The 20,601-nt window shown below is 47.0% G+C and carries 18 protein-coding genes and 1 tRNA gene; 12 read left to right on the top strand and 7 right to left on the bottom strand.

All coding sequences use genetic code 11. The features are described from left to right. Positions 1-85 precede the first annotated feature (85 nt). Positions 86-574 (top strand): DUF1579 domain-containing protein, encoded by a 489-nt coding sequence (locus RGU72_RS06045; RefSeq protein WP_322118875.1) that lies wholly within the window; start codon positions 86-88, stop codon positions 572-574. 210 nt (positions 575-784) lie between these two features. On the opposite strand, the gene RGU72_RS06040 is transcribed toward RGU72_RS06045, so the two are convergent. After that, positions 785-1,612: an SDR family NAD(P)-dependent oxidoreductase gene (locus RGU72_RS06040; protein WP_416200103.1), complete on the bottom strand. Its 828-nt coding sequence runs from the start codon at positions 1,610-1,612 to the stop codon at positions 785-787. 173 nt (positions 1,613-1,785) lie between these two features. On the opposite strand from RGU72_RS06040, the gene RGU72_RS06035 reads away from it, so the two are divergent. Then, the gene (locus RGU72_RS06035) at positions 1,786-2,685 is read left to right on the top strand and encodes a LysR family transcriptional regulator (RefSeq protein WP_322118874.1); all 900 of its coding nucleotides are present in this window, start codon (positions 1,786-1,788) and stop codon (positions 2,683-2,685) included. Between the two features lie 300 nt (positions 2,686-2,985). On the opposite strand, the gene RGU72_RS06030 is transcribed toward RGU72_RS06035, so the two are convergent. The 4 genes from RGU72_RS06030 to RGU72_RS06015 all read right to left on the bottom strand — a co-directional run bounded on the left by RGU72_RS06030 (position 2,986) and on the right by RGU72_RS06015 (position 7,013). Continuing rightward, positions 2,986-3,720, bottom strand: a complete 735-nt coding sequence (locus tag RGU72_RS06030) for an SIMPL domain-containing protein (protein WP_322118873.1) — start codon at positions 3,718-3,720, stop codon at positions 2,986-2,988. A gap of 178 nt (positions 3,721-3,898) precedes the next feature. Further along, positions 3,899-5,335, bottom strand: a complete 1,437-nt coding sequence (locus RGU72_RS06025; RefSeq protein WP_322118872.1) for a M56 family metallopeptidase — start codon at positions 5,333-5,335, stop codon at positions 3,899-3,901. Further along, positions 5,332-5,742 (bottom strand): BlaI/MecI/CopY family transcriptional regulator, encoded by a 411-nt coding sequence (locus RGU72_RS06020; protein ID WP_322118871.1) that lies wholly within the window; start codon positions 5,740-5,742, stop codon positions 5,332-5,334. The genes RGU72_RS06025 and RGU72_RS06020 overlap by 4 nt, the downstream gene beginning before the upstream one ends. Before the next feature lie 149 nt (positions 5,743-5,891). Then, positions 5,892-7,013: an ROK family protein gene (locus RGU72_RS06015; RefSeq protein ID WP_322118870.1), complete on the bottom strand. Its 1,122-nt coding sequence runs from the start codon at positions 7,011-7,013 to the stop codon at positions 5,892-5,894. Between the two features lie 355 nt (positions 7,014-7,368). On the opposite strand from RGU72_RS06015, the gene RGU72_RS06010 reads away from it, so the two are divergent. The 9 genes from RGU72_RS06010 (at position 7,369) to RGU72_RS05970 (ending at position 18,303) form a co-directional block, all read left to right on the top strand. Then, the gene (locus tag RGU72_RS06010; protein WP_322118869.1) at positions 7,369-9,921 is read left to right on the top strand and encodes a TonB-dependent receptor; all 2,553 of its coding nucleotides are present in this window, start codon (positions 7,369-7,371) and stop codon (positions 9,919-9,921) included. Positions 9,922-10,034: 113 nt separating this feature from the next. Next, complete coding sequence (locus RGU72_RS06005) at positions 10,035-10,811, top strand: DUF1868 domain-containing protein (protein WP_322118868.1); 777 nt, start codon at positions 10,035-10,037, stop codon at positions 10,809-10,811. Between the two features lie 201 nt (positions 10,812-11,012). Next, on the top strand, positions 11,013-12,230 hold the full coding sequence (locus tag RGU72_RS06000; protein ID WP_322118867.1) for an MFS transporter: 1,218 nt from the start codon (positions 11,013-11,015) through the stop codon (positions 12,228-12,230). A 382-nt stretch (positions 12,231-12,612) separates the two neighbouring features. Beyond that, entirely contained in the window at positions 12,613-13,308 is a 696-nt protein-coding gene (locus RGU72_RS05995; RefSeq protein ID WP_322118866.1) for a glutathione binding-like protein, read from the top strand. Positions 13,309-13,315: 7 nt separating this feature from the next. Next, on the top strand, positions 13,316-14,539 hold the full coding sequence (locus RGU72_RS05990; protein ID WP_322118865.1) for a DUF2863 family protein: 1,224 nt from the start codon (positions 13,316-13,318) through the stop codon (positions 14,537-14,539). Between the two features lie 301 nt (positions 14,540-14,840). After that, on the top strand, positions 14,841-16,031 hold the full coding sequence (locus RGU72_RS05985) for an acyl-CoA dehydrogenase family protein (RefSeq protein WP_322118864.1): 1,191 nt from the start codon (positions 14,841-14,843) through the stop codon (positions 16,029-16,031). A gap of 10 nt (positions 16,032-16,041) precedes the next feature. Continuing rightward, on the top strand, positions 16,042-17,181 hold the full coding sequence (locus RGU72_RS05980; RefSeq protein WP_322118863.1) for an acyl-CoA dehydrogenase: 1,140 nt from the start codon (positions 16,042-16,044) through the stop codon (positions 17,179-17,181). Between the two features lie 128 nt (positions 17,182-17,309). Then, a complete protein-coding gene (locus RGU72_RS05975) occupies positions 17,310-17,777 on the top strand; it encodes a MaoC family dehydratase (protein ID WP_322118862.1) in 468 nt (155 codons plus the stop codon). A 73-nt stretch (positions 17,778-17,850) separates the two neighbouring features. Then, complete coding sequence (locus RGU72_RS05970) at positions 17,851-18,303, top strand: MaoC family dehydratase (protein ID WP_322118861.1); 453 nt, start codon at positions 17,851-17,853, stop codon at positions 18,301-18,303. Between the two features lie 258 nt (positions 18,304-18,561). On the opposite strand, the gene RGU72_RS05965 is transcribed toward RGU72_RS05970, so the two are convergent. After that, complete coding sequence (locus tag RGU72_RS05965; RefSeq protein ID WP_322118860.1) at positions 18,562-19,026, bottom strand: CYTH domain-containing protein; 465 nt, start codon at positions 19,024-19,026, stop codon at positions 18,562-18,564. Positions 19,027-19,079: 53 nt separating this feature from the next. Beyond that, positions 19,080-20,213, bottom strand: coding sequence for a M14-type cytosolic carboxypeptidase (locus RGU72_RS05960; protein ID WP_322118859.1), 1,134 nt, complete (start codon positions 20,211-20,213; stop codon positions 19,080-19,082). Positions 20,214-20,476: 263 nt separating this feature from the next. Between RGU72_RS05960 and RGU72_RS05955 the strand changes: the two genes are divergently transcribed. Continuing rightward, positions 20,477-20,553: transfer RNA gene (locus tag RGU72_RS05955), tRNA-Pro, on the top strand. Positions 20,554-20,601: the final 48 nt, after the last annotated feature.

The raw sequence follows: 20,601 nt of genomic DNA, 5'->3' as shown, positions 1-20,601 counted from the left end.
CCTTAAATTGTCCTATATGATCGATATTCTATCGTTTTATCACCAAATTATCCCTCGCGGAACATACATTAATGATTGGAACAAAATGAAAACCTCCACGAAGATGTCGACGGCATCCGATTTCGACTTCTTTATCGGCCGCTGGACAGTAAAGCACCAGCGTCTAAAAGAACGACTTTCAAACAATGACGAATGGATTGAGTTTGCTGGCACGACAATTACTCAGAAAATTCTGGGCGGCCACGGTAATTTTGACGACAATATGCTCCTGCTACCAGATGGGACCTATCGTGCTGCAACCATACGTTCATATGACCCTGCAAGTGGATTGTGGTCAATATGGTGGTTAGATGGACGTCATCCAGGCAAATTGGACACCCCGATGGTAGGGCAATTCGACAATGGCGTCGGTACGTTTTACGCCACCGATAGTTTTAACGACAAAACAATTTTAGTTCGATTTTTGTGGACACAATCCGCGCCGGATATGCCTCGCTGGGAGCAGGCTTTTTCTGACGACGAAGGCGCGACTTGGGAAACCAATTGGGTGATGCATTTTAGCCGTGAAGTTTAAAATCTTTGCGCTGTGATGCGCGGCGATATCAGACTTAATATAGCGCCGATTTCATAGACAGCGAACGCTAAAAATGAATCTCTTTGTGTTGTCTCTATCCCTATTTTACGGAATTGGCTTGTTCATTTTCAAGTAATAAACAAGCCAATATACGCTTTCAGATAACCGCTAATTAGTGCTGCATTCTTGCATTAAGCAAAGAGCGAATAATTATAAAAACATCCCACCGGACGCTTCAATTCTCTGCGCGTTTATCCAGCCACTGTTCTCGGACAAAATAGCAGCGATTGCACCACCGATGTCATCTGGAAGCCCTACTCTTCCGAGGGCAGTTTGACTTGCGACAAAGCTATTGAGCTGTGCATTATCTCTCACTGCACCGCCACCAAAATCAGTTTCAATCGCGCCTGGAGCGATGACATTGACAGTAATCCCTCGAGGTCCCAGCTCTTTTGCTAGATATTTCGTCAATACTTCAATAGCACCCTTCATCGACGCATAAGCCGCGTAGCCAGGAAGTGCGAATCTGGTCAAACCAGTTGATACATTGAGTATGCGTCCGTGATCTGCGATCAAGGGTAACAAATGTTGGGTCAAGAAAAATACGCCTTTAAAGTGGATGTTGACCAGATTGTCGAATTGCGCTTCGGTCGTTTCCGCAATCGCCGCGTGCGAGCCAACGCCAGCATTGTTAAGCAAAAAATCAAACTGCTGACGCTGCCATTGCCGCTCTAATATCTGCGAAACTTGGCTTGCGAATGCAGCAAAAGTCGATGCGTTACCCACATCCAACTGCAACGCCGCAGCATTACGACCCATTGCCTTCATCTGTGCGACGACGTCTAAAGCATCCGCTTGCTTGCTTTGATAAGTGAGGATGATATCAACGCCTTGTTGCGCCAGTTTTATGGCAGCACTTTTGCCAAGGCCACGACTACCGCCAGTGATGAGGGCGATTTTTGCCTCCGTTGACGACTTAGTTATTGCGCCAGATTGTTTTTTAGCTTGTTCAGTGTAGGGTTTGTTGACTGCATTCATCATGTTCTCCAATTGGGATTGCCCATATCAGATGGGATGAAGCGAGTTTATAGACTAGAATAACCCTAATAAAGATGCGTTAAATGATTGCACTGTTCACTTATAGCGAACAATCAAATTACAAACCTAATCTAATTGATATCAAGAAGGTCCAAAAATAAAGGAAGTCCCAGATGAATCGTTTAGAAGCCATGCAAATTTATGTAAGGGTGGCAGAGTTGGCCAGTTTTACCCAAGCCGCAGATAGTATGGGTTTGCCCAAAGCGAGTATCTCGACTGCGGTAAAGCAATTAGAAGCCTTGGTTGGGACGCGTTTACTCCATCGCACCACACGCAACGTACAAATGACGCAAGACGGCGTCTTATTTTATGAGCGCAGCAAAGACATGCTGGTAGATATGGAAGAGCTCCAAACGTTATTCCAGCAAGGCGACGGGCAGATTAGCGGACGTTTACGGATGGATTTGCCGAGTGCCTTCGCCAGAAACATCGTCATTCCGCACCTTCCAGAATTTTTACAACTGCATCCGAGACTCGAAGTGGAGTTAAGCAGCACCGATCGCCGGGTTGATTTGATACGGGAAGGTTTTGATTGTGTAATGCGGGTTGGCACTCTGACGGACAGCGCATTGATCGCCCGTCCGCTAGGAAATTTGCGACAGATTAATTGCGTCAGCCCTGCTTACCTACAAAAATACGGCGCACCGCATAAGCTGGAAGATCTGGCACAGCATAAATTGATTCACTACACCAGCAACTTTGGCGGCAAGCCAGTTGGCTTTGAATATACGGATGGCGGTAAAACAAAAACCATTACCATGTCGGGCACCGTCACTGTCAATAACAGCGACGCCTATCAAGCCGCGTGCTTAGCGGGCTTTGGCATCATTCAGGCACCAGAAATAGGCACACGAGAACTAATTCAACAAGGCCGTTTGATCGAAGTGCTCAGTGACTATACGGCACAGGCAATGCCTCTATCCCTACTTTATGCCAACCGCCGCCACTTACCCAAACGTACACGGAGCTGGATGACATGGCTTAGTGAACTTGTTCAACCGTATTTAGCCTAATAAAAATTTCAATTGAAAACTTCTAAAAATCCCTTAATCGAGATGCAACGCTAGGCAGAGTTGCAACCTCGACGCAGCAATACACCGGTATTGCTGGGATTTACGACGACGCGACGTGCTCGAGTATGATGTTTTTAGAAGCCTCCAAATAGAATGTCCAATGATCATAAGGCTTACAGGCCAATATCGTGCCAGAAGGCTTAGAATCATTGGATATTCTATTTCAAATTCCTCAAAAAATTTTCAATGAATGATACAGATGGAATTGGCTGTTAGTAGCACTGCGTTAGCAGATATTAATTATTTAATCGACTTAGGCTTTAGCTCAAACATTACATCAATCGTTGCCTGTAATTTGATTGGTGGCACACGCAACAAATCCTCTCCTACGGTTTGAAGACGTGTATCGCCATCTTGCGAGTACGTATTCTCGCTAACAACACCAAAAGATGAGCCTAAACTTTTGATGCGGCTTTCCGAAATCGCCATGACTGCACCTAGGCGTTTACCTGCAATATTCACCAAACTACTAGCCTTGCGTTGAGCATCTTTGATCGCCTCACCGGCTAAATCCAGTTCAATTTTTCCACGTTCGCTAATGTCAAACGCCGTACCAAACTTATCCAGATTTTTTAACTTTAATATCGGCAACATGATGGCTTGCCAATGACTCAGGTCGCGTACTTTGATATATATATTACTGCTCAATTCGACCAGCGAAGTAGATGGGCTTTGGCTACCGTCGGTCTTGCTAACACTTCTTTTTAAATCACGGATGACGATATCGTTCTCTGCAATATTTTGTTGTGCCAACAGGGTTTTTATATCTGTTATGCGGGCTGCAGCATTATTAAAAGCCACATCTGGATCAGTATCAATAACGTTAATCTCAAACAAGATTTCGCCAAAGTCTGGCTGCACTTTGGCATAAGCAAAACCGCTTGTGTGGATGAACGGATACTCTGGCAACTGCGAAGCTTCGCTATTGTTAGTGCAAGCTAAAATAATAAAAAAAGACAATATGAGTTTGAGCACTTTAAGTCCGATATCAAGTATTGAATACCAAGTATTACGTCAGCAACAACCAAGTAGCAAAGTTGTAACCATTTAACGAAAAGCTCATCGTACATAATGCCAATCTATGCCCTACTTTTTAAAGCAAACACTACGCCGATGAACTTCTCTAGCTAGCTAATTAATTAGCACATCGAATTTAATCGAGTCTCCAAACATACTGAACCTTGACCCATGCTAATCGTGACTTGCCATCAACTTTCCCCGGAGTTGCTTTCATGGTGCAGGCTAATAATTTTTTTGATACCGCCTCATCCAAAGCAGGAAAACCACTCGTTTTATCTAGCTTCGTTTGTTTGATGGTGCCATCACGATCAATCAATACGGACATATATACGCTACCTTCCTCCCCCTTTGCCAGGGAGTCACTTGGATATTCTGGATGACACTTGTTAAAGTCAATGATCGGATCAGTTATTTTGTGTGTTGACGCGCTGCTAGCTTGTTTTGCGGCATTTGATTTAACAACACCACTAGTATTTGGATCAGCTTGCGGATTAGCCTGCGAAGCTGAATGTGCATACACACTTAAACAAACTGCAGATAAAGTAACTACTGACATTGCTGCTTTCCAGTTAATCGGCTGTACTTCCGGGCGCAATAATCGTTTGATACGAGACATAAGATGTCCTCCATGAGCCGCTTGGGCCAGTTGAGGGGTTGAGAATTGGAAGAGATCCAATTCTTGAAGTGCAAGAGCCAGACGCCGCGGTTCGCCTAGTATTCTTGCGGCTAGATCATCCGCAATTTGTTCACGTTCTATACGGATTTGTTTTGATATCCACCACACGGCCGGGTGGTAGAACAACAGCATTTCAATCAAACTTTGAATCAGATTGACGGCATAATCAAAGCGGCTAATGTGTGCAAGCTCGTGCGCTAACAAAGCTTCTAGCAACGGTGCTGGCATACCTGTCATTAGCGAGGCTGGCACAAGAATCAATGGTCGCCAACAGCCAACTGTGATCGGACTTTTTAAATCATCCACTACGCGCAAACCAATATCACGACGCACGCCAAACTGGTTTGCCAATGTAGTAAGTCTAGTTTGCAAATGTGCATTTGCCTGGTTGCATAGCAAGTTGCGTTTTGTATCCGTATATCTGCTGATCCAAAACAAACCCATACCCATGCGAAAGCTTAAAATAATCACACTGACTAGCCAGCACAGAACGATCCAAAGTAAATTAGATTGCAAATAGCTGGCAAATCTCTGGGTAGACAAAGTATCTGGCATGAGATCGAGATGGGCATTGCTCAGACTGACATTTTGAACTGCCGCTCCAGAGGAATGAAGCCGATCAATCACCATAGCCGTTGGCAAAATGACGCATAAGATCAAAGCAAAACAGCTGATGGAGTATCTGATTTGTGGTCTGGCATTTCTAAAAATCATCAATAAAAAAGCAGTAGTAGAAGCAATGATGCCCCCTTGCCAGACGAAGTGAATCAGCGCACAGCCAATGGCGCTAACCCATGTGTGGACGGTGGCAAAACCAGAGCTAACATTGCTACCAAACTCCGAATCAGAAAAATACAGTGCCGGATACAGTAGCGATTTGATGAAATCCATCATTTCTCATCTCCATGCAAAAACTTTTGTATCTCTTCCCTCTCCTCTTTGCTGACATGACCACGCAAAGCCGCCATTACTAAATCTTTTGCAGAACCTGAAAACGCTTTATGGATTAACTCTTTCAATAAATTGGTTTGCAGAGAATCTTGTGCCTGGGCAGCGGCGTAGACGTGGGAGCGTTGGCTCTCATCGCGGTTGAGCAAACCTTTGGTATGCATGATCTGCATGAGACGCAAAACGGTCGCATACGCCATGTCTGGCCGGTCTTGTACGGCGATCTGATGTACCCGCTTTGCCGTGGCTGGACCTAGCTGCCAGATCAACCGCAGCAAATCCAGTTCGGCCGTGGTTGGCCTAGGAGCGCTTGCCGATTTTTTCTTGCTTGATTTACCGGTAATGATAGACATGAAATTTCCATTGATTTTTTTATCGATGGAAGTAGAATATATTTTCTAGAACGACTTGTCTAGAACTATTTTTCTACATTTGCCTAAAATTTATCTGGCTATCATAAATTCGTCAGTGATGATGATACGGGACACCCCAGAAGCAGGGCTTAATGATAAAAATGTTCCCATAGTGGTGCCAATGCTGCGCCTAAAGCTTGGGTTTGAACGCCGCCCTCCGCTAAGACAAGATGCGGCTCGGATGGGGCTACCCCATACCGGTGCTGTGACCGCCATAAAGTCGTGTTCTCTATCAACTGTTTACCTAGAACCGGTGGTAGCGCACCGCCAAAAACAATTGCGTCAGGATCGAATAGACCGGCCATCGCGTTGACTACCTGATCGAGTGATGGCTTGACCTCGTCTAACCAGTTGCTAACGCCCGGCCAAGTTGGATCAAATGTTTTAGTCAACTGAGCAAGCGATTCAACTTGCACGCCATTGATGCGTAATACCTCCAGCAAATATCGTAATGCCGGACGTCGCGCCGAGTCGACGCCTGGCACGCTGAAGATGATTTCACCGGCGTTGCCGTTTCTACCGTGGTAAGGCTGTCCGTCGATAATAAGACCAGAGCCAAATCCATAACCAAAGTCGAGGTAGCAAAAGGTGCGTGCCCAGCGACCGACGCCGATAAGATTTTCTCCGATTGCCGCAGCTGTTGCATTGTTCTCTATCGTGACCGGAATGCCCACCGCTTTGCTTACTAGCGGAGCGAGTTCTATCAACGACCACTCGCGCAGTGTTTCGGGGGCATTGATTTGAAGACTGTTCTCGATGAAAAACCCCGGAATAGATAAGCCCATACCCACCACTTGTTGAGACTTTATGTCGTGCTTTTCAAGAATTTGTTCGATATACGACGCAAGCGTTGCCAGCGTTGCATCCCGGTCAGATGCGGGATGTTCAATATGTTTGTGTTCAATCACCTGGCAAGACAGATCGGCCAGACATATGTCCACACTATCGGTACCCAGAGCAACGCCAATAGAAAACGCCGCCTGCACGTTAACCGATAGAGTTACGCTGGGCTGTCCACGTGTTCCTTTGCGAGGGGCGCTGGCCAGCAGTAGCCCCTTGGACAACAACTGATCTACCAGGCGATGCACCCATGGTTGGGTTAATTTCGTCGCACCAGCGACTGCGGCGCGTGGCATTGAGCCGTGCAGACGCACAAGATTCAAGACCGTGCGTTCATTGTCGGATAGTGGTTCCAAAATAACACCCATCATATATAGAACTTATGCAAAATTATCCAAGCAAGAAGCTGCAACCCAGTTTGGGCGGTTTTGCGTGAGTCCTGATATTGCCTCAGAAATTATTGATCCCGCCTGTTTATGCCAGACATTTAAGTAAATTGGGCAACGCATTTTATCTTCAGAAAAATGACTAGGCATGTATTTCCAGGATGGGTAGACAGGCTACGGACATAAACACTTGATTACTATGTCCCACAGGGTCTGCATCGTACTCGAACTGTCTTACTTTGTCATAAAACTGATCCATTTTTCAACTTAAATCATGTCACGAATATGTAATATGCGTCACGCATAATAATGCTTTCCCCACCTTTCCGGAGACTTTTAAATGGCCTTTTTATCTACTGACGTCCAGCGCCGATGGTACGCCGCAGCGCTCCTATCCTCCGCAGCGGAGTTAGCTTATGCATCACCTGCCACGCCACCTGCAGACATCCCAAGCACAAATGCAAAAACTGCGGACGTCAAAGTGGCGGCGGCGACTGACGATATGCAATCAGTGGTGGTGACCGGCACCGCGCGTGGTCGCTCGAAACTCAATGCTCCTTTCGCTATTTCGACCTTGAACGAAGGTCAATTGCAACGGGATGCGTCAACCAGTACTGTTGATATGTTAAAGCGGGTGCCGGGCTTCTCAGTCGAGGCTTCTGGTGGCCAGGGTGGTGGTCAGAATATCTATGCACGCGGTCTGCCTGGAGGTGGATGGTATTACGTGCAATTGCAGGAAAATGGCTTACCCCTGTTTGACGAGCCGCAAGAATCCTATTTCAACATCGACACGCTGTATCGTCTGGATTTAATGACTGAGCGAGTAGAAGTTGTACGTGGTGGAACGTCGCCAATTTTTGCCAACAATGCCCCTGGTGGTACCGTTAATATCATCACCCGTAAAGGTTCTGACACACCCGAAGGCGCGTTGCGTCTGACGCTGGGTAGCCACGATACTCAGCGGTATGACGGTTGTGTCTCCGGTCCTATCAATGACAAAATCAGCTATGCAGTCGGCGGCTTTTATCGCAAAGACGAAGGCTGGCGCGAGCCTGGTTACACGGCTGACCGCGGAGGTCAATTAACTGCTGGCATGACGTTTAAACTCCCGGACGGGCACTTTGATTTTGAAGTGAAAGCATTGAACGACCGCACAGCATTTTATACAGCGATTCCGCTGTTTGACCCTCGTAATCCATCGGTCTCATTGAATAGCCAATTGGACGCTGGCACGGGCACGCTGAACTCCAATGACTTCCGTAATTATACGATCCGCACGATGAATAATGGCGTGGCAGGTAACATGCAACGCGATTTGGGTGACGGTATCCATACGGATCTGAAACAGCTCAACAGCACATTGGAACAGAAGCTGGGTCAAGGCTGGAATCTGAGCAACCGTTTAGGAGCCGTGCAAGCTGACGTCACTTATGACGCCGTTTTTTCAGGGGCAACACCGCAGGGCGCAACTACCTACCTGTCCAATAATCTGACTACCGCACGCAATGCCTTTGGCAACTCCGTCACCAGCGTGGGTTATGTGCTGGCCAACCAGTTCGGCAGTAATGGGCAACGTATTGCGTACAATCCCGCCTCTGGAAATGGACTCGTACTGGAAAGCCAGCTAACGGCCGTTGACACCAGTCTTAAGTCGATCACCGACGATATCCGGCTGAACAAATTATTTGAGACCCCTTTAGGTAAGCACGATGTATCTGTTGGTCTTTATTACAGCCATTTCGATTTCACACAACGGCGCATGCCCAATACGATTTTGACCAACGTCAGCAGCCAGGCGAAGGCACTGGATGTGCTCGCTTATGATGCGAGCGGCAACGTGGTCGGATCAGTGACCGAAAACGGTTTTGTTCGTTACGGCAATGGCGATGCAGGCGGCCACGCAAGCGGCACCTATGTCTCACCCTATATTGCCGATTCTTGGGAAGTAACTCCGCTGTGGAGCGTGGACGCTGGGGTACGTCAAACAATTTTCACTGATCAAGGCGAAAATTTCGGTACTGGAACCCAGAATCAACAAAATGCCTATACCTTGGCTGACAATAATGTCGGTGGTTTCACTGGTGCTACAACCAGTAAGAGCGAAACTCTGCGCGGTACTTCGTGGACGCTGGGTACGTCCTATAAACCGGACAATACGCAGCAGCTGTTTGCCCGCTTTACTAAGTCGGTACGATTCCCGCGTTTGCAGAATATTTATCTGTTGCAGACTAATCCTGTCACTGATATTCAGCAGGCTGAGGCCGGATGGAGATACTCAGGGCCATTGTCGTTTTCTGCGACCGGATTCTGGAGCCATTTCAATCGCCTGTCTTTGAACGGCATCATCCTGAATCAGGCAACCGGTCTGATCCAAACTTTGCCACTGATCGGTGAGACAGAGACCAAAGGTCTCGAGCTGGAATTGAACTGGCGTGCCTCGCGCATATTTTCTGTCAACAGTAACCTGACTTACCAGCAACCACTGACTAAAAGCCTGACGAATCTCACCACCGGCTCATCTGGTGCGGCATACAACAACAAACAGATCACCCAAATACCGCAAGCAATGGCAAGTATTCAGCCTGTGCTCAATCTGTCTTTCGGTGAGCAAGATGTTGAATTCAGCGCTACTGCGACCTTTGTAGGAAAACGCTATGTTGATTATGCCAATACGACCGCACTCAATGCGTACACAATACTTGACCTGGGCGTACGTATCCCATTCAAAGCATGGGAAGCTCAGTTTTCGGTCAAGAATGCGACCAACTCAACGGGTCTGACGGAGGGTAATCCACGCACAGACAGTCTCACTGGACAAGGGACTGCGACTGCAATTTATGCACGACCTATCTTCGCGCGACAGTTCCAGGCATCCCTGACCTACCGGTGGTAATGCAATTTTGATGAGTTGATGTGCCATCCAGTGGCGCATCACCAGTTCATACACTGAGCGCGGTCGGTTTGTACTTCCTGCCGCGCCAGTCTGTTTAATCAAGAAAGAATCTTATGCAACATTTACCAATGCGTCGCAGTGCCTTGCAAATAGGTGCGCTCGCTCTGACTAGTCCAGCATGGGCGTTCGGTGCGACAGGCGCAGCTTTTGGCCAGCGCCCCAGCGATGCGCCAAAATTTAATGCTGACGGCTCACCGGCACGCTGGGCCGGAAACACGATTATTTCGCGTATCGACAAACGTAGCGAAACATTCATGGCAATGCTCGATATGCAATGTGCCCTGATGCGCAGCGGGTTGACAAAGCGCATTGCTGTATTGCCCGCATCGAGCTATCACATGACTGTTTTTGAAGGTATTTCATTTCCGCAACGCAGCTATAACTTCCCAAAGGATTTGCCCAAAGATGCCAGTGAAGAATTCTGCAATGCGTGGTTCTTGAAGAAATTACAGCGCTTTGATCTCGCTTGTAAAACGCCGTTTATCATGCGACCGCTCGCTCTTGAACTACAAACCAACCCGTATAACATCCTGTTAGAACCAATAAACCGGAGTGAGAATCAAAAAATCAGAACCTTGCGTGACCGGCTGGCTGACACCTTACAATTCCGTGCAGAAGGACATGACAAATATCAATTTCATAGCACGCTCAATTATTTTTTGTCAGACCTTGATCCTGCTGAACAAGAAAAATTTGCCCAAGTACGCAAGCGTATGCTCAGCGATTTCATCGCTCGATCGCCAGTATTAGAATTACCTGCGCCGGATTTCTGCTATTTCGATGACATGTTGGAGTTTCGCACTCAGATCAAGCTAAAAAACCAAAGCTAACAAGTTTCTGCTATCGTAACCTGACACAGACATCTGGAAGAGCTATCGCTCTGCCGCGCCAGAAACCTTGCGTTTGGACTTTAAGGCATATGACATGATTCGATTTGATTGTTTTAGAGATGGTAATAATTGGCGTGTTTTAAATCGGTCAGTCTACGGCGGCTGCAGCCGTTTAGAAGCTCAGACCTAGACGACCTTCAGATGCTTAAGCTTCCCGGAGGTATGTCGCGGCTAGAATTTCACGGCTTCATGGTTTTGCTATTGTCAATGTATTCGTTTGGTAATGCGTTGATTTTGCCGACGCTACCATTGATGCAAAAGATCATCCCGGGAGTAGCAGTTACTTGGGTATTTTCAAGCTTGATTCTGGGCTTTGGTTCGACCCAACTGATCTGGGGAACGATGGCTGATCGTTGGGGACGGCGCAAGGTTCTACTGGCCGGGCTTGCGATGTTGACGCTAGCGTCGGTAGCTTGCTTTTTTTTGGCGCAGGCTTGGCAATTGTTCGTACTCCGTTTCGCGCAAGGGGCAGGCATCGCTGCCGCTGGCGTCTGCGCACGCGCAATGATACGCGATCACTATGCGGGCGAGCATGCGGTAAGCGTCCTGTCCCTCTATTTCGCTCTGCTCGGTCTGGTTGGTCTGGTTGGACTGTATCTCGCCGGATATCTGATTGAGTATCAAGGACTGGCTGGGGCTCTCGTGGCTTACGCTACTTTGGCGGCACTTGCCTGGGGCTATGTTCTCCTGCGTAAACCGCGCTGCGTTATAGCGTCGCTGGCACCTTTGGCTGATCATCGAAATAAGGCGATCGTGCTGGAATGGCGGCGTATCGCAATGCATCCTGTATTTTGTATGTACACGGCACTAACTGCATGTTCGTATCTAGGACAGTACATCTTTCTGACGCAATCGCCATTTCTGTTAATCGACCGTTGTCATTGGAGCGTCGTTGACTATGGCGGCATGCTGTCGTTGTGCTCGCTATTGTATGTGGCAGGCACTTTATGCTGCCGCAGCTTACTACCTAAAATCGGCATACAAAAACTTATTTGCCGGGCAAGTGTAATCGGGCTAATTGCCGGATTTGGCATGATCGTGATCGTTCTGGCGAAAACTAGTGACCAATGGCTCGTGATCTTGCCGTATTTTTTGTATATCTTTGCTCATGCCATTCACCAGTCTTGCGGCCAAGCCGCAGCGATGGCGCCATTTAGGAACAGTGCGGCGCAGGCATCTGGGCTATTAGGCACCATATTGCCGCTCTTTGCCGTTATTACAGAACGAATACTGATACCTAACTTGGAGAGGTCATCTTTGGTGTTGCCAGCCGGCGTTTTTCTCGCTGCTATATTGACTGCTATTGTTGCTTGGATTTGGATCAGAAAAAATGGTGACATTGGTTTCTATCGCGTCTAAATCCTGCGTGACTGATGGCTTGCGCCGCAGAATATGCTGACGTTCAACATGATCATGTCGTGTAGCATCACAGTCAGCATCAGCGACGACTGACAAGCTGCCTAGAAGATCCAAACGCACAAAGCGGAACGACATAGCTGACGCAATTGGCTCGAGCAAATTTAGTTTGATCAAAATTTCAAATGGAATGTCCAATGATAATGCGGGTTACAGGCCAATATCGTGCCAGAAGGCTCAGAATCATTGGACGATCTGTTTCAGAAAGATATAAATTTTTACTCAAAAAACATTGCTGATTCAAATCGGTGCGTAAAATCACAAACCTCTGCATAATAGGGTCAAAGTTTTTTAGCTGGCTAACCTTTTCTGATGGAGCACACTAATGATCGATGTCTACTCTTGGCCTACCCCTAACGGTCACAAAATTCATATCATGTTGGAAGAATGTGGTTTGGCATACCGGGCGATTCCTGTTGATATTGGTGCCGGAGACCAATTTAAGCCTGAGTTTTTGGCGATTTCTCCAAATAACAAAATTCCCGCGATTGTGGATGCGGATGGACCTGACGGACAGCCGATTTCTCTATTTGAATCTGGTGCAATTTTGTTATATCTGGCTGGCAAGACCGGTAAATTACTTGGTAAAACTGACCGCGAAAAATACCAGACCTTGCAATGGCTGATGTTTCAGATGGGTGGATTTGGCCCTATGCTAGGGCAGGCCCATCATTTCCGCATTTATGCACCGACCAAAATTGCCTATGCGGTGGATCGTTATACTAATGAAGCTAAACGTTTATATGGTGTGCTAGAAAAACAATTAAGCCAAACGGCTTATCTTGCTGGTGATGAATATACTATTGCTGACATTGCGACTTATCCATGGGCGCGTTCTGCGGCCAATCAAGGGATAGACTGGGCTGATTTCCCCAACACAAAACGTTGGTTTGATACGATCGATGCCCGCCCTGCGGTGCAACGCGGCGTTAAAGTATTAGCCGATTTACGCAAACCACTTTTAGACGACAAAGCCAAAGAAGCCTTATTTGGTAAAACACAATACAACAAGAAAACTTAAGAATCTGATGCGCCGACCACCACAAAAAAAACGTAGTAAATTATCTGTAGAAAGCCAACGCCTGATTAATCTGGCCGTGGCTGTCGCGCAGTCTGCCAGCCGTATTGAAGACTATACCTGGCAAGCTCAGCTGGATGATCTGGTCACAAAAAATCTCAAGAACCATCATCCGATACTCGATGCAGCGGCTGAACATTTATTCCAGCATCATCCAGAAGCCTACGAAGTCTTTATCGAGACATTAGAGGCGCTGAGTACCTCGCATCCTTTTGAGTACGAAGGCAAAATGTATGAAGCTTTACTAATTACCGCACCGGTGTTGGCATGGACGCGTTTTGAAATGGCGCACGGTGTGGTCCCTTCAGAGCAGGCTGCGTTGTTAGCAAAAAATTTGCAGACCCATTTATTGACCAATCAGGCACAGCTGCATCTGGTACCGACTTTGTACTCACTAGATCAGTTACCACGTAATCATAGCGAAACATCCGATTTGCTAGAGCGTTTGGTGATGGCGCAATTGAAAGGCTTGCCACCGCAACATCCGACAGATTTGCTCTCGGTGATTCCGTTTTTAGCCGATATACGATTCTTGTTGGCCGCAGTGATTGTGCCGCAAGGACAGCCTTTATTCCAATGGCAAGCGATAGAATCACCGTTTGATTGCGTACAAGCCAAAGCGACCGCACTGGATCAATGGCAACAGCAAGTATCACCAATCATGACTCGCTTGCTACCAGGGTGCAATATTGATTTACTGATGCCGGAAGCGTTTTATACCGCTTGCCGTGAGGCTGATATCAAAATCCGTCCTGCGTTGATACGCTCTGCCGTATTCTATTTAACGCAAACTTTAGAGATAGAGGCCAGCGAACTAAAAGTGGTTGTGGCGGGTTTTAGTGAAGAAGATAGCCCGGCGCAAGTAGACGAATATCGCATCAGCTTTATCCTCAAAAAAGAACCCGAGGTTGTCTATGGCGCTGTCTGGCCGATGTATCAACCGGATGACCAGGTCAATGCAATCGATAATCCGACAGGCGAATTATGCATAGGCGAAATCCCAGAGATTTTGATTGAATGCGGAATTACCGATATTCATAAAATCGAGGATATTTTTGCGATGGAATTTTGCGACGATTGTCACGCACCTCTGTTTGCAGATGCCGAAGCAGAACTGGTGCATGCAGAGATGCCGGACGATGCTCCACCGCAAGGGTCTGAGCATTTTCATTGAAAATCTAAATTGTCAGTTAAGAATAGTTGATGAAGTAGTTAAAAAAGCGAAACAGATGTTTCGCTTTTTTATTACCGTTTTCATTACCATATCAACATAATTTCAAGTTAATTTGAAGCTAATTTTAAGAATAATGTGACCCGAAAAAAACCGATTATTTGCTTTCCACCTTATTTTGATTCCGTTGTACAATTAGTTTGGAACGGTCGTGCTTTTTTCTGTTTTTCTGCATGCCATTGACCGGGCACGCCAATCCAACAGTAGCAAATTGCACCAGATTACGATAACAAGAGGAGACAACATGGATTTGAATTACACGGCGGAAGACCTGTCTTTCCGTGATGAAGTAAGAACCTATTTAGAGGCAAATCTGCCTGCTGATTTAAAGCAAAAAGTGCTCAACCACAAGCGTATGTCACGTGAAGACTTTGTGCGTTGGCACAAAATCCTTGCCAAGCAAGGTTGGGTTGGCACTGGTTGGCCAAAAGAATTTGGCGGCACAGGCTGGACTGCAACACAACGTCATATTTTTGAAGAAGAATGCGCCCGCGCTGGCACACCAGCGATCTTGCCATTCGGCGTCAATATGGTCGCTCCGGTGATTATGGCCTTTGGTAATCAGGCACAAAAAGACCATTACCTACCGCGTATTCTGAATTGTGATGACTGGTGGTGTCAGGGTTACTCCGAGCCAGGATCAGGCTCCGATTTAGCCTCACTCAAAACTCGTGCCGAGCGTGATGGTGATTTGTACATCGTCAACGGCCAAAAAACTTGGACTACCTTGGCGCAACATGCCGATATGATTTTTTGTCTGGTGCGTACTGACTCCGGTGGTCGCAAGCAAGAAGGTATTTCTTTCCTGCTGATCGACATGAAAACACCAGGCATTACCGTTCGCCCTATCATCATGCTGGATGAAGATCATGAAGTGAATGAAGTCTTCTTCGATAACGTTAAAGTGCCAGTACAAAACCTGATCGGCGAAGAAAATAAAGGCTGGACTTACGCCAAATATTTGCTCGGCCACGAACGTACCAATATCGCGGCGGTGGGACGTGCGAAACGTGAATTAGAGTTCCTGAAGCGCGTCGCTGCCGAACATCAAAAAAATGGTAAGCCGTTAATCGACGATCCTGTGTACGCAAGCAAAGTCGCTAGTTTAGAAATCGAATTGATGGCCTTAGAAATCACCGTTCTACGTGTGATTTCGCAAGACAGTGGCCGTCCGGGACCAGAAGCCTCATTACTCAAAATCAAAGGTACAGAAATCCAGCAACGTCTGACTGAATTAATGATCGAAGCTGTCGGCCCTTACAGCTTGCCGTTTGATCCTGCGTTTATGCACGGTGAGACAGAAAACAGCGTCATGGGTGACGACGATGCTGCCCCGCTGGCCTCGTATTACTTCAACTTCCGTAAGACATCGATCTACGGCGGCTCTAACGAGATACAAAAAAATATCATCACCCAAATGATCTTGGGTCTGTGAGGAGAACACTATGGATTTCAGCTTAACGCAAGAACAGCAACAGTTTGCCGATGCGATCAAACGATGGGTCGCCAAAGACTATAACTTCGAACAACGTAAGCACATCATTCGATCCGAGGCTGGTGTATCAGATACCGCCTGGTCCGCATTGGCAGAATTGGGCGCTATGGCATTGCCTATTCCAGAGGCACAAGGCGGCTTTGACGGTAGCGCGATTGATATGCTGATCGTAATGCAAGAGCTCGGTCGTGGCATCGTGATTGAGCCATATTTTGCGACTGTATTAGGTGCAGAATTTTTAAAGCAAGCTGGCTCACATGCAGCAATTCTGGAGCAAGTTGCTGGTGGCGAAGTCAAATTAGCCGCAGCTCTGGCAGAGAAGCAATCGCGTCACGACCTGTTCGATATCGTTACCACCGCCACTAAAAATGCAGATGGCTTTGTCTTGAACGGCGTAAAAACGATCGTCTTGCATGGAGCGCAAGCCGATCACCTAATCGTTTCTGCTCGTAGTAGCGGTAATCAGCGCGATACAGCCGGTATCAGTCTGTTTATCGTCGATGCTAAAGCGGCTGGTATCAGTCGTCGTGATTACCGCACAATAGACGGGTATCGCGCGGCGGATATCAGTTTTGACCACGTCAAAGTGTCAGCGAGCGCCCTGTTAGGTACAGAAGCAGCAGGCTGGGAATTATTGGATGCGGCATCGGACTATGGCATTACACTTTTGTGCGCGGAAGCAGTTGGTGTGATAGAAGCAATCACCAACGCCACCTTGGACTACTTAAAAACCCGCCAGCAGTTTGGCGTGCCTATCGGTAAATTCCAAGTTCTGCAACATCGCATGGCTGAGATGTTTATGGAGATGGAACAAGCGCGTTCAATGGCAACCTTGGCCGCTGTTAAAGTATCGTCCAGCGATATAGAAGAACGTCGTCGTACCGTCTCTGCCGCGAAAGCAAGGGTCGGTCAGGCGGCGCGATTTGTCGGTCAAAGCGCTGTGCAATTGCATGGTGGTATGGGCGTTACCAATGAGTTGCCAGCTGCGCACATGTTTAAGCGCTTGACGATGATAGAACTTTCTTTGGGCGACACCGATCACCACCTTGCGCGATTTGTCGCACAGCCTGGTTTTAAACATGCTGCATAATAACGTTGCGCGAATTTGACATTGTTGACGACTTTGCTCTGAAAAAAACCTCGGGCAAAGTCGTCGATTTTTCTGTTATTTATCTATTGTCAGCATGAATTGCAATATCACCCTGAGTGGAAACGCACATGACCGCAAAAACCTACAAATGGTACTTCGAAGATTTCATCCCCGGTAATGTCATTCAATTAGGTCAACGCACCTTGACTGAGGAAGAGATTATTCACTTCGCACAACAATTTGACCCCCAACCTTTTCATATCAATAAAGACGCCGCTAGCGAGTCCATCTTTGGCGGTGTGATTGCAAGTGGATGGCACACTTGCGGCATCATCATGCGCCTCGTAGTCGATGGTTTTTTAAACGACTCTACTAGCATGGGCTCTCCAGGCTTGGATGAAATACGCTGGATACTGCCAGTGCGACCCGGCGATACATTGACCGTCACAGCAGAGACATTAGAAAGTCGCCCATCAAGTTCCAAACTAGATCGTGGCGTTGTCGTTACCATGTGGCGTGCGACAAATCAGCACGGCCAGCTGGTCTGTACGGTCAAGGGAATGGGAATGTTTGGCAGGCGTCCTGTGACACAATAGTCGAGTAGCAATTCGAAAAAAACATACCTACGTCATTGAATTAACTAAAACAATAAAACTGATAGGAGACAACATGCTTGAGATACACAATTTAGCCGAACTGAAATCCTTGGTAGGTCAAGAAGTAGCGACGTCTGACTGGGTAGAAGTTACCCAACAAAGAATTAATACCTTCGCCGAAGCGACTGGTGATCTGCAATGGATACATATCGACGTCGAACGCAGCAAGCGTGAATCGCCATTTGGTGGCCCGATCGCGCATGGCTTTTTGACTTTATCGTTGCTGCCGATGCTGATGCAAAATGCGATAACCATGACCGACGTCAAAATGGGAGTCAATTACGGGCTAAACAAAGTACGCTTCGTTTCGCCTGTGCCAGCCGGTAGCAAAGTCCGCGCAAAAATGCGTTTGCTCAGCGTAGAAGACATCAAAGATGGGGCGCAAATGACTTGGGAAGTCACCATAGAACGTGAAGGCAGCGACCGGCCTGCCTGCGTTGCAGAGTCAATTTCTCGCCGTTATTAATGCAGATGATTGTACTTTTGCGTAATAAATAACGTGATAAAAGAATATTCCCAATAAATATACTCCCACTAGGTATATTCTAGTTTTCCATATAAAATCTGGCTTGTAGATGAATTTTACCAATTGTTAAGGGGAGTATATTGATTTATGGCATTTTTTAGAATTCAAACGCCATAAAAATTGGTCTGTGAGCAGCTTGCCGGACTTTTGCCCCGCCGCTCGCTCAAACATAGGAGCAGGCGCGCCAGGGCGCCATTGTTACCACTGACAGAATGGATGTTTCAGCAAATTCGCATTCGCATAGCGATGATCATGGCTAACTTCCTCACCTAACCACGCTGGACGCGAGAACGCTTGCGACTCAGATTCCAGTTCGACTTCTGCCACAATCAGCCCGGCATTGTCACCCAAAAATTCATCGACTTCCCACATCAAACCTTGGTACAAAATCCGGTAACGGTATTTTTCAATTAAAGGCTGTGCGCACAAACCAGAGAGTAATTCTCTAGCATCTTGAACAGGGATGGGGTATTCCCATTCACCGCGAGAAATCCCTTCAGTCTTGCCCTTAATAGTGAGCATTGCCTGCTCACCTTCTATCCTGACCCGCACGATACGACCAGGGTCTGAACATATGTATCCCTGGCATAGATGAACGCCCTGCCCTTGCTGCTTCCAGTCAGTATTCGTTACCAGAAACTTACGTTCGATCTCTATGCCCATACTGTCACTGTACCCTGATCATTTCGGTTATTGTTCAAGCTTGGTGTTAAAGCCTATTTCTTTACATTATTTAATGCGGTTAAAATTGGTTGCAACATCGCCTCACCCAATTTCATACTACGAGCACCATCCCAGCCGACTTCTAAATCTGGCAAATTAGCGTTGTCTTTAAATGGCAATTCTAAAGTCAGAGATACGCATTTAAAAGTGTGACCAATGTACTTGGAAGCCAGCTTCAATACATCTTCGTTATATTTGCTCGCCTCGTAACCAAACTTGGTTTGGAAATCTGGGCTAGCGGCCACAAAACTATCTACAAATGCTTGCTGATCAGCCGCCTGTTTTTCACTGAAGCCCGCCAACATTTCGCTGCCAGCGACAAAGTTATATGGCAAGGCTTCATCACCATGGATATCCAAAAACAAATCACAACCAATTTCATGGATTTTATTTTTCACATGAAAAACTTCCGGACTAGTTTCTAACGATGGGGTCATCCACTCGCGGTTCAAATTAGCGCCCGCTGCATTGGTGCGCAGGTTACCGCGTACAGAACCATCTGGATTCATATTCGGAACGATATACAAAACGGCCTGATCCAAAATACGGCGCGCAATCGGATTCGCAACATCGATCAAGGCGTTTAAAGTGCCCTCTACCAGCCACTCGGCCATTGTCTCGCCCGGATGCTGGCGTGCGATGATCCAGACTTTTTTTGTCGCAGCAGGATCGCCGACCACGATCATATTCAAATCGCGGCCATCGACAGTGCTCCCTAAATCTTCTACACGAACCAAAGGTGATTGCTCAACGCTACCCAATACCGCCAAATGGCGTTCCCAGCTATACGGCTCAAAATAAGCGTAATACACACTATCAAATTCTGGTGAATGGCTGATCGTCATCACTTTACCGTCGAACTCGGTGTCCACACGGAACCAGTTCTCGCGGTCGTAGCTTGCTACCGCACGATAATTTTGCCAACCCGCCGGGTAAGTAGAGTCTCCCGCGTTCAATACACGCATCACCACATCCTGATCACGTGCCCCTTGCAAGCGGAAGTAAAACCATTGTGCGATATCAGCATGCGAATCTTTACGCAACTTCAATTCAATCGCATCAGCCTGCACCGCGCTCACAACCTCAATAGCACCCGCGTCAAAGTTTTGACTAATTTTGATGGACATACTTTGTTCTACACTTTCATATTTAAAATTGATCGGCGAAGGCCGCAATATAGATGCAGCAACAAGAACACTATTGTCACAGGTTTTGCTTAAGCGTGAAAATAATTTAGTCAAATTTAGCTAAATTAAGGCCCACTCAATAGTAAGCGAAAGCCAGCAACTTCATTCAAGGTCTTTCGTATCCACAAACTAAACCTCGCAAAAACGACCCAAATTTGTCATGGAAAAAAACTAAGCATGCACTATAATCTTCCCCTCAGTGTCGGGGCGTAGCGCAGCCTGGTAGCGTACGTGCATGGGGTGCACGGGGTCGGAGGTTCGAATCCTCTCGCCCCGACCAATTAGAAAAAGGACTGCAGATTTATTTCTGTCAGTCCTTTTTTAATGT

Source organism: Undibacterium sp. 5I1, assembly GCF_034314085.1.
In the GTDB taxonomy this organism is placed as follows: Bacteria; Pseudomonadota; Gammaproteobacteria; order Burkholderiales; family Burkholderiaceae_D; genus Undibacterium.
This window is presented reverse-complemented; position numbering and strand designations above follow the sequence as displayed.

Excerpts from the sequence above, each read along its gene's own strand:
- RGU72_RS06045 (WP_322118875.1), top strand. The coding sequence starts at position 86 with ATGAAAACCTCCACGAAGATGTCGACGGCATCCGATTTCGACTTCTTT.
- RGU72_RS06040 (WP_416200103.1), bottom strand. The coding sequence starts at position 1,612 with ATGAATGCAGTCAACAAACCCTACACTGAACAAGCTAAAAAACAATCT.
- RGU72_RS06035 (WP_322118874.1), top strand. The coding sequence starts at position 1,786 with ATGAATCGTTTAGAAGCCATGCAAATTTATGTAAGGGTGGCAGAGTTG.
- RGU72_RS06025 (WP_322118872.1), bottom strand. The coding sequence starts at position 5,335 with ATGATGGATTTCATCAAATCGCTACTGTATCCGGCACTGTATTTTTCT.
- RGU72_RS06020 (WP_322118871.1), bottom strand. The coding sequence starts at position 5,742 with ATGTCTATCATTACCGGTAAATCAAGCAAGAAAAAATCGGCAAGCGCT.
- RGU72_RS06015 (WP_322118870.1), bottom strand. The coding sequence starts at position 7,013 with ATGATGGGTGTTATTTTGGAACCACTATCCGACAATGAACGCACGGTC.
- RGU72_RS06010 (WP_322118869.1), top strand. The coding sequence starts at position 7,369 with ATGGCCTTTTTATCTACTGACGTCCAGCGCCGATGGTACGCCGCAGCG.
- RGU72_RS06005 (WP_322118868.1), top strand. The coding sequence starts at position 10,035 with ATGCAACATTTACCAATGCGTCGCAGTGCCTTGCAAATAGGTGCGCTC.
- RGU72_RS06000 (WP_322118867.1), top strand. The coding sequence starts at position 11,013 with ATGCTTAAGCTTCCCGGAGGTATGTCGCGGCTAGAATTTCACGGCTTC.
- RGU72_RS05995 (WP_322118866.1), top strand. The coding sequence starts at position 12,613 with ATGATCGATGTCTACTCTTGGCCTACCCCTAACGGTCACAAAATTCAT.
- RGU72_RS05990 (WP_322118865.1), top strand. The coding sequence starts at position 13,316 with ATGCGCCGACCACCACAAAAAAAACGTAGTAAATTATCTGTAGAAAGC.
- RGU72_RS05985 (WP_322118864.1), top strand. The coding sequence starts at position 14,841 with ATGGATTTGAATTACACGGCGGAAGACCTGTCTTTCCGTGATGAAGTA.
- RGU72_RS05980 (WP_322118863.1), top strand. The coding sequence starts at position 16,042 with ATGGATTTCAGCTTAACGCAAGAACAGCAACAGTTTGCCGATGCGATC.
- RGU72_RS05975 (WP_322118862.1), top strand. The coding sequence starts at position 17,310 with ATGACCGCAAAAACCTACAAATGGTACTTCGAAGATTTCATCCCCGGT.
- RGU72_RS05970 (WP_322118861.1), top strand. The coding sequence starts at position 17,851 with ATGCTTGAGATACACAATTTAGCCGAACTGAAATCCTTGGTAGGTCAA.
- RGU72_RS05965 (WP_322118860.1), bottom strand. The coding sequence starts at position 19,026 with ATGGGCATAGAGATCGAACGTAAGTTTCTGGTAACGAATACTGACTGG.
- RGU72_RS05960 (WP_322118859.1), bottom strand. The coding sequence starts at position 20,213 with ATGTCCATCAAAATTAGTCAAAACTTTGACGCGGGTGCTATTGAGGTT.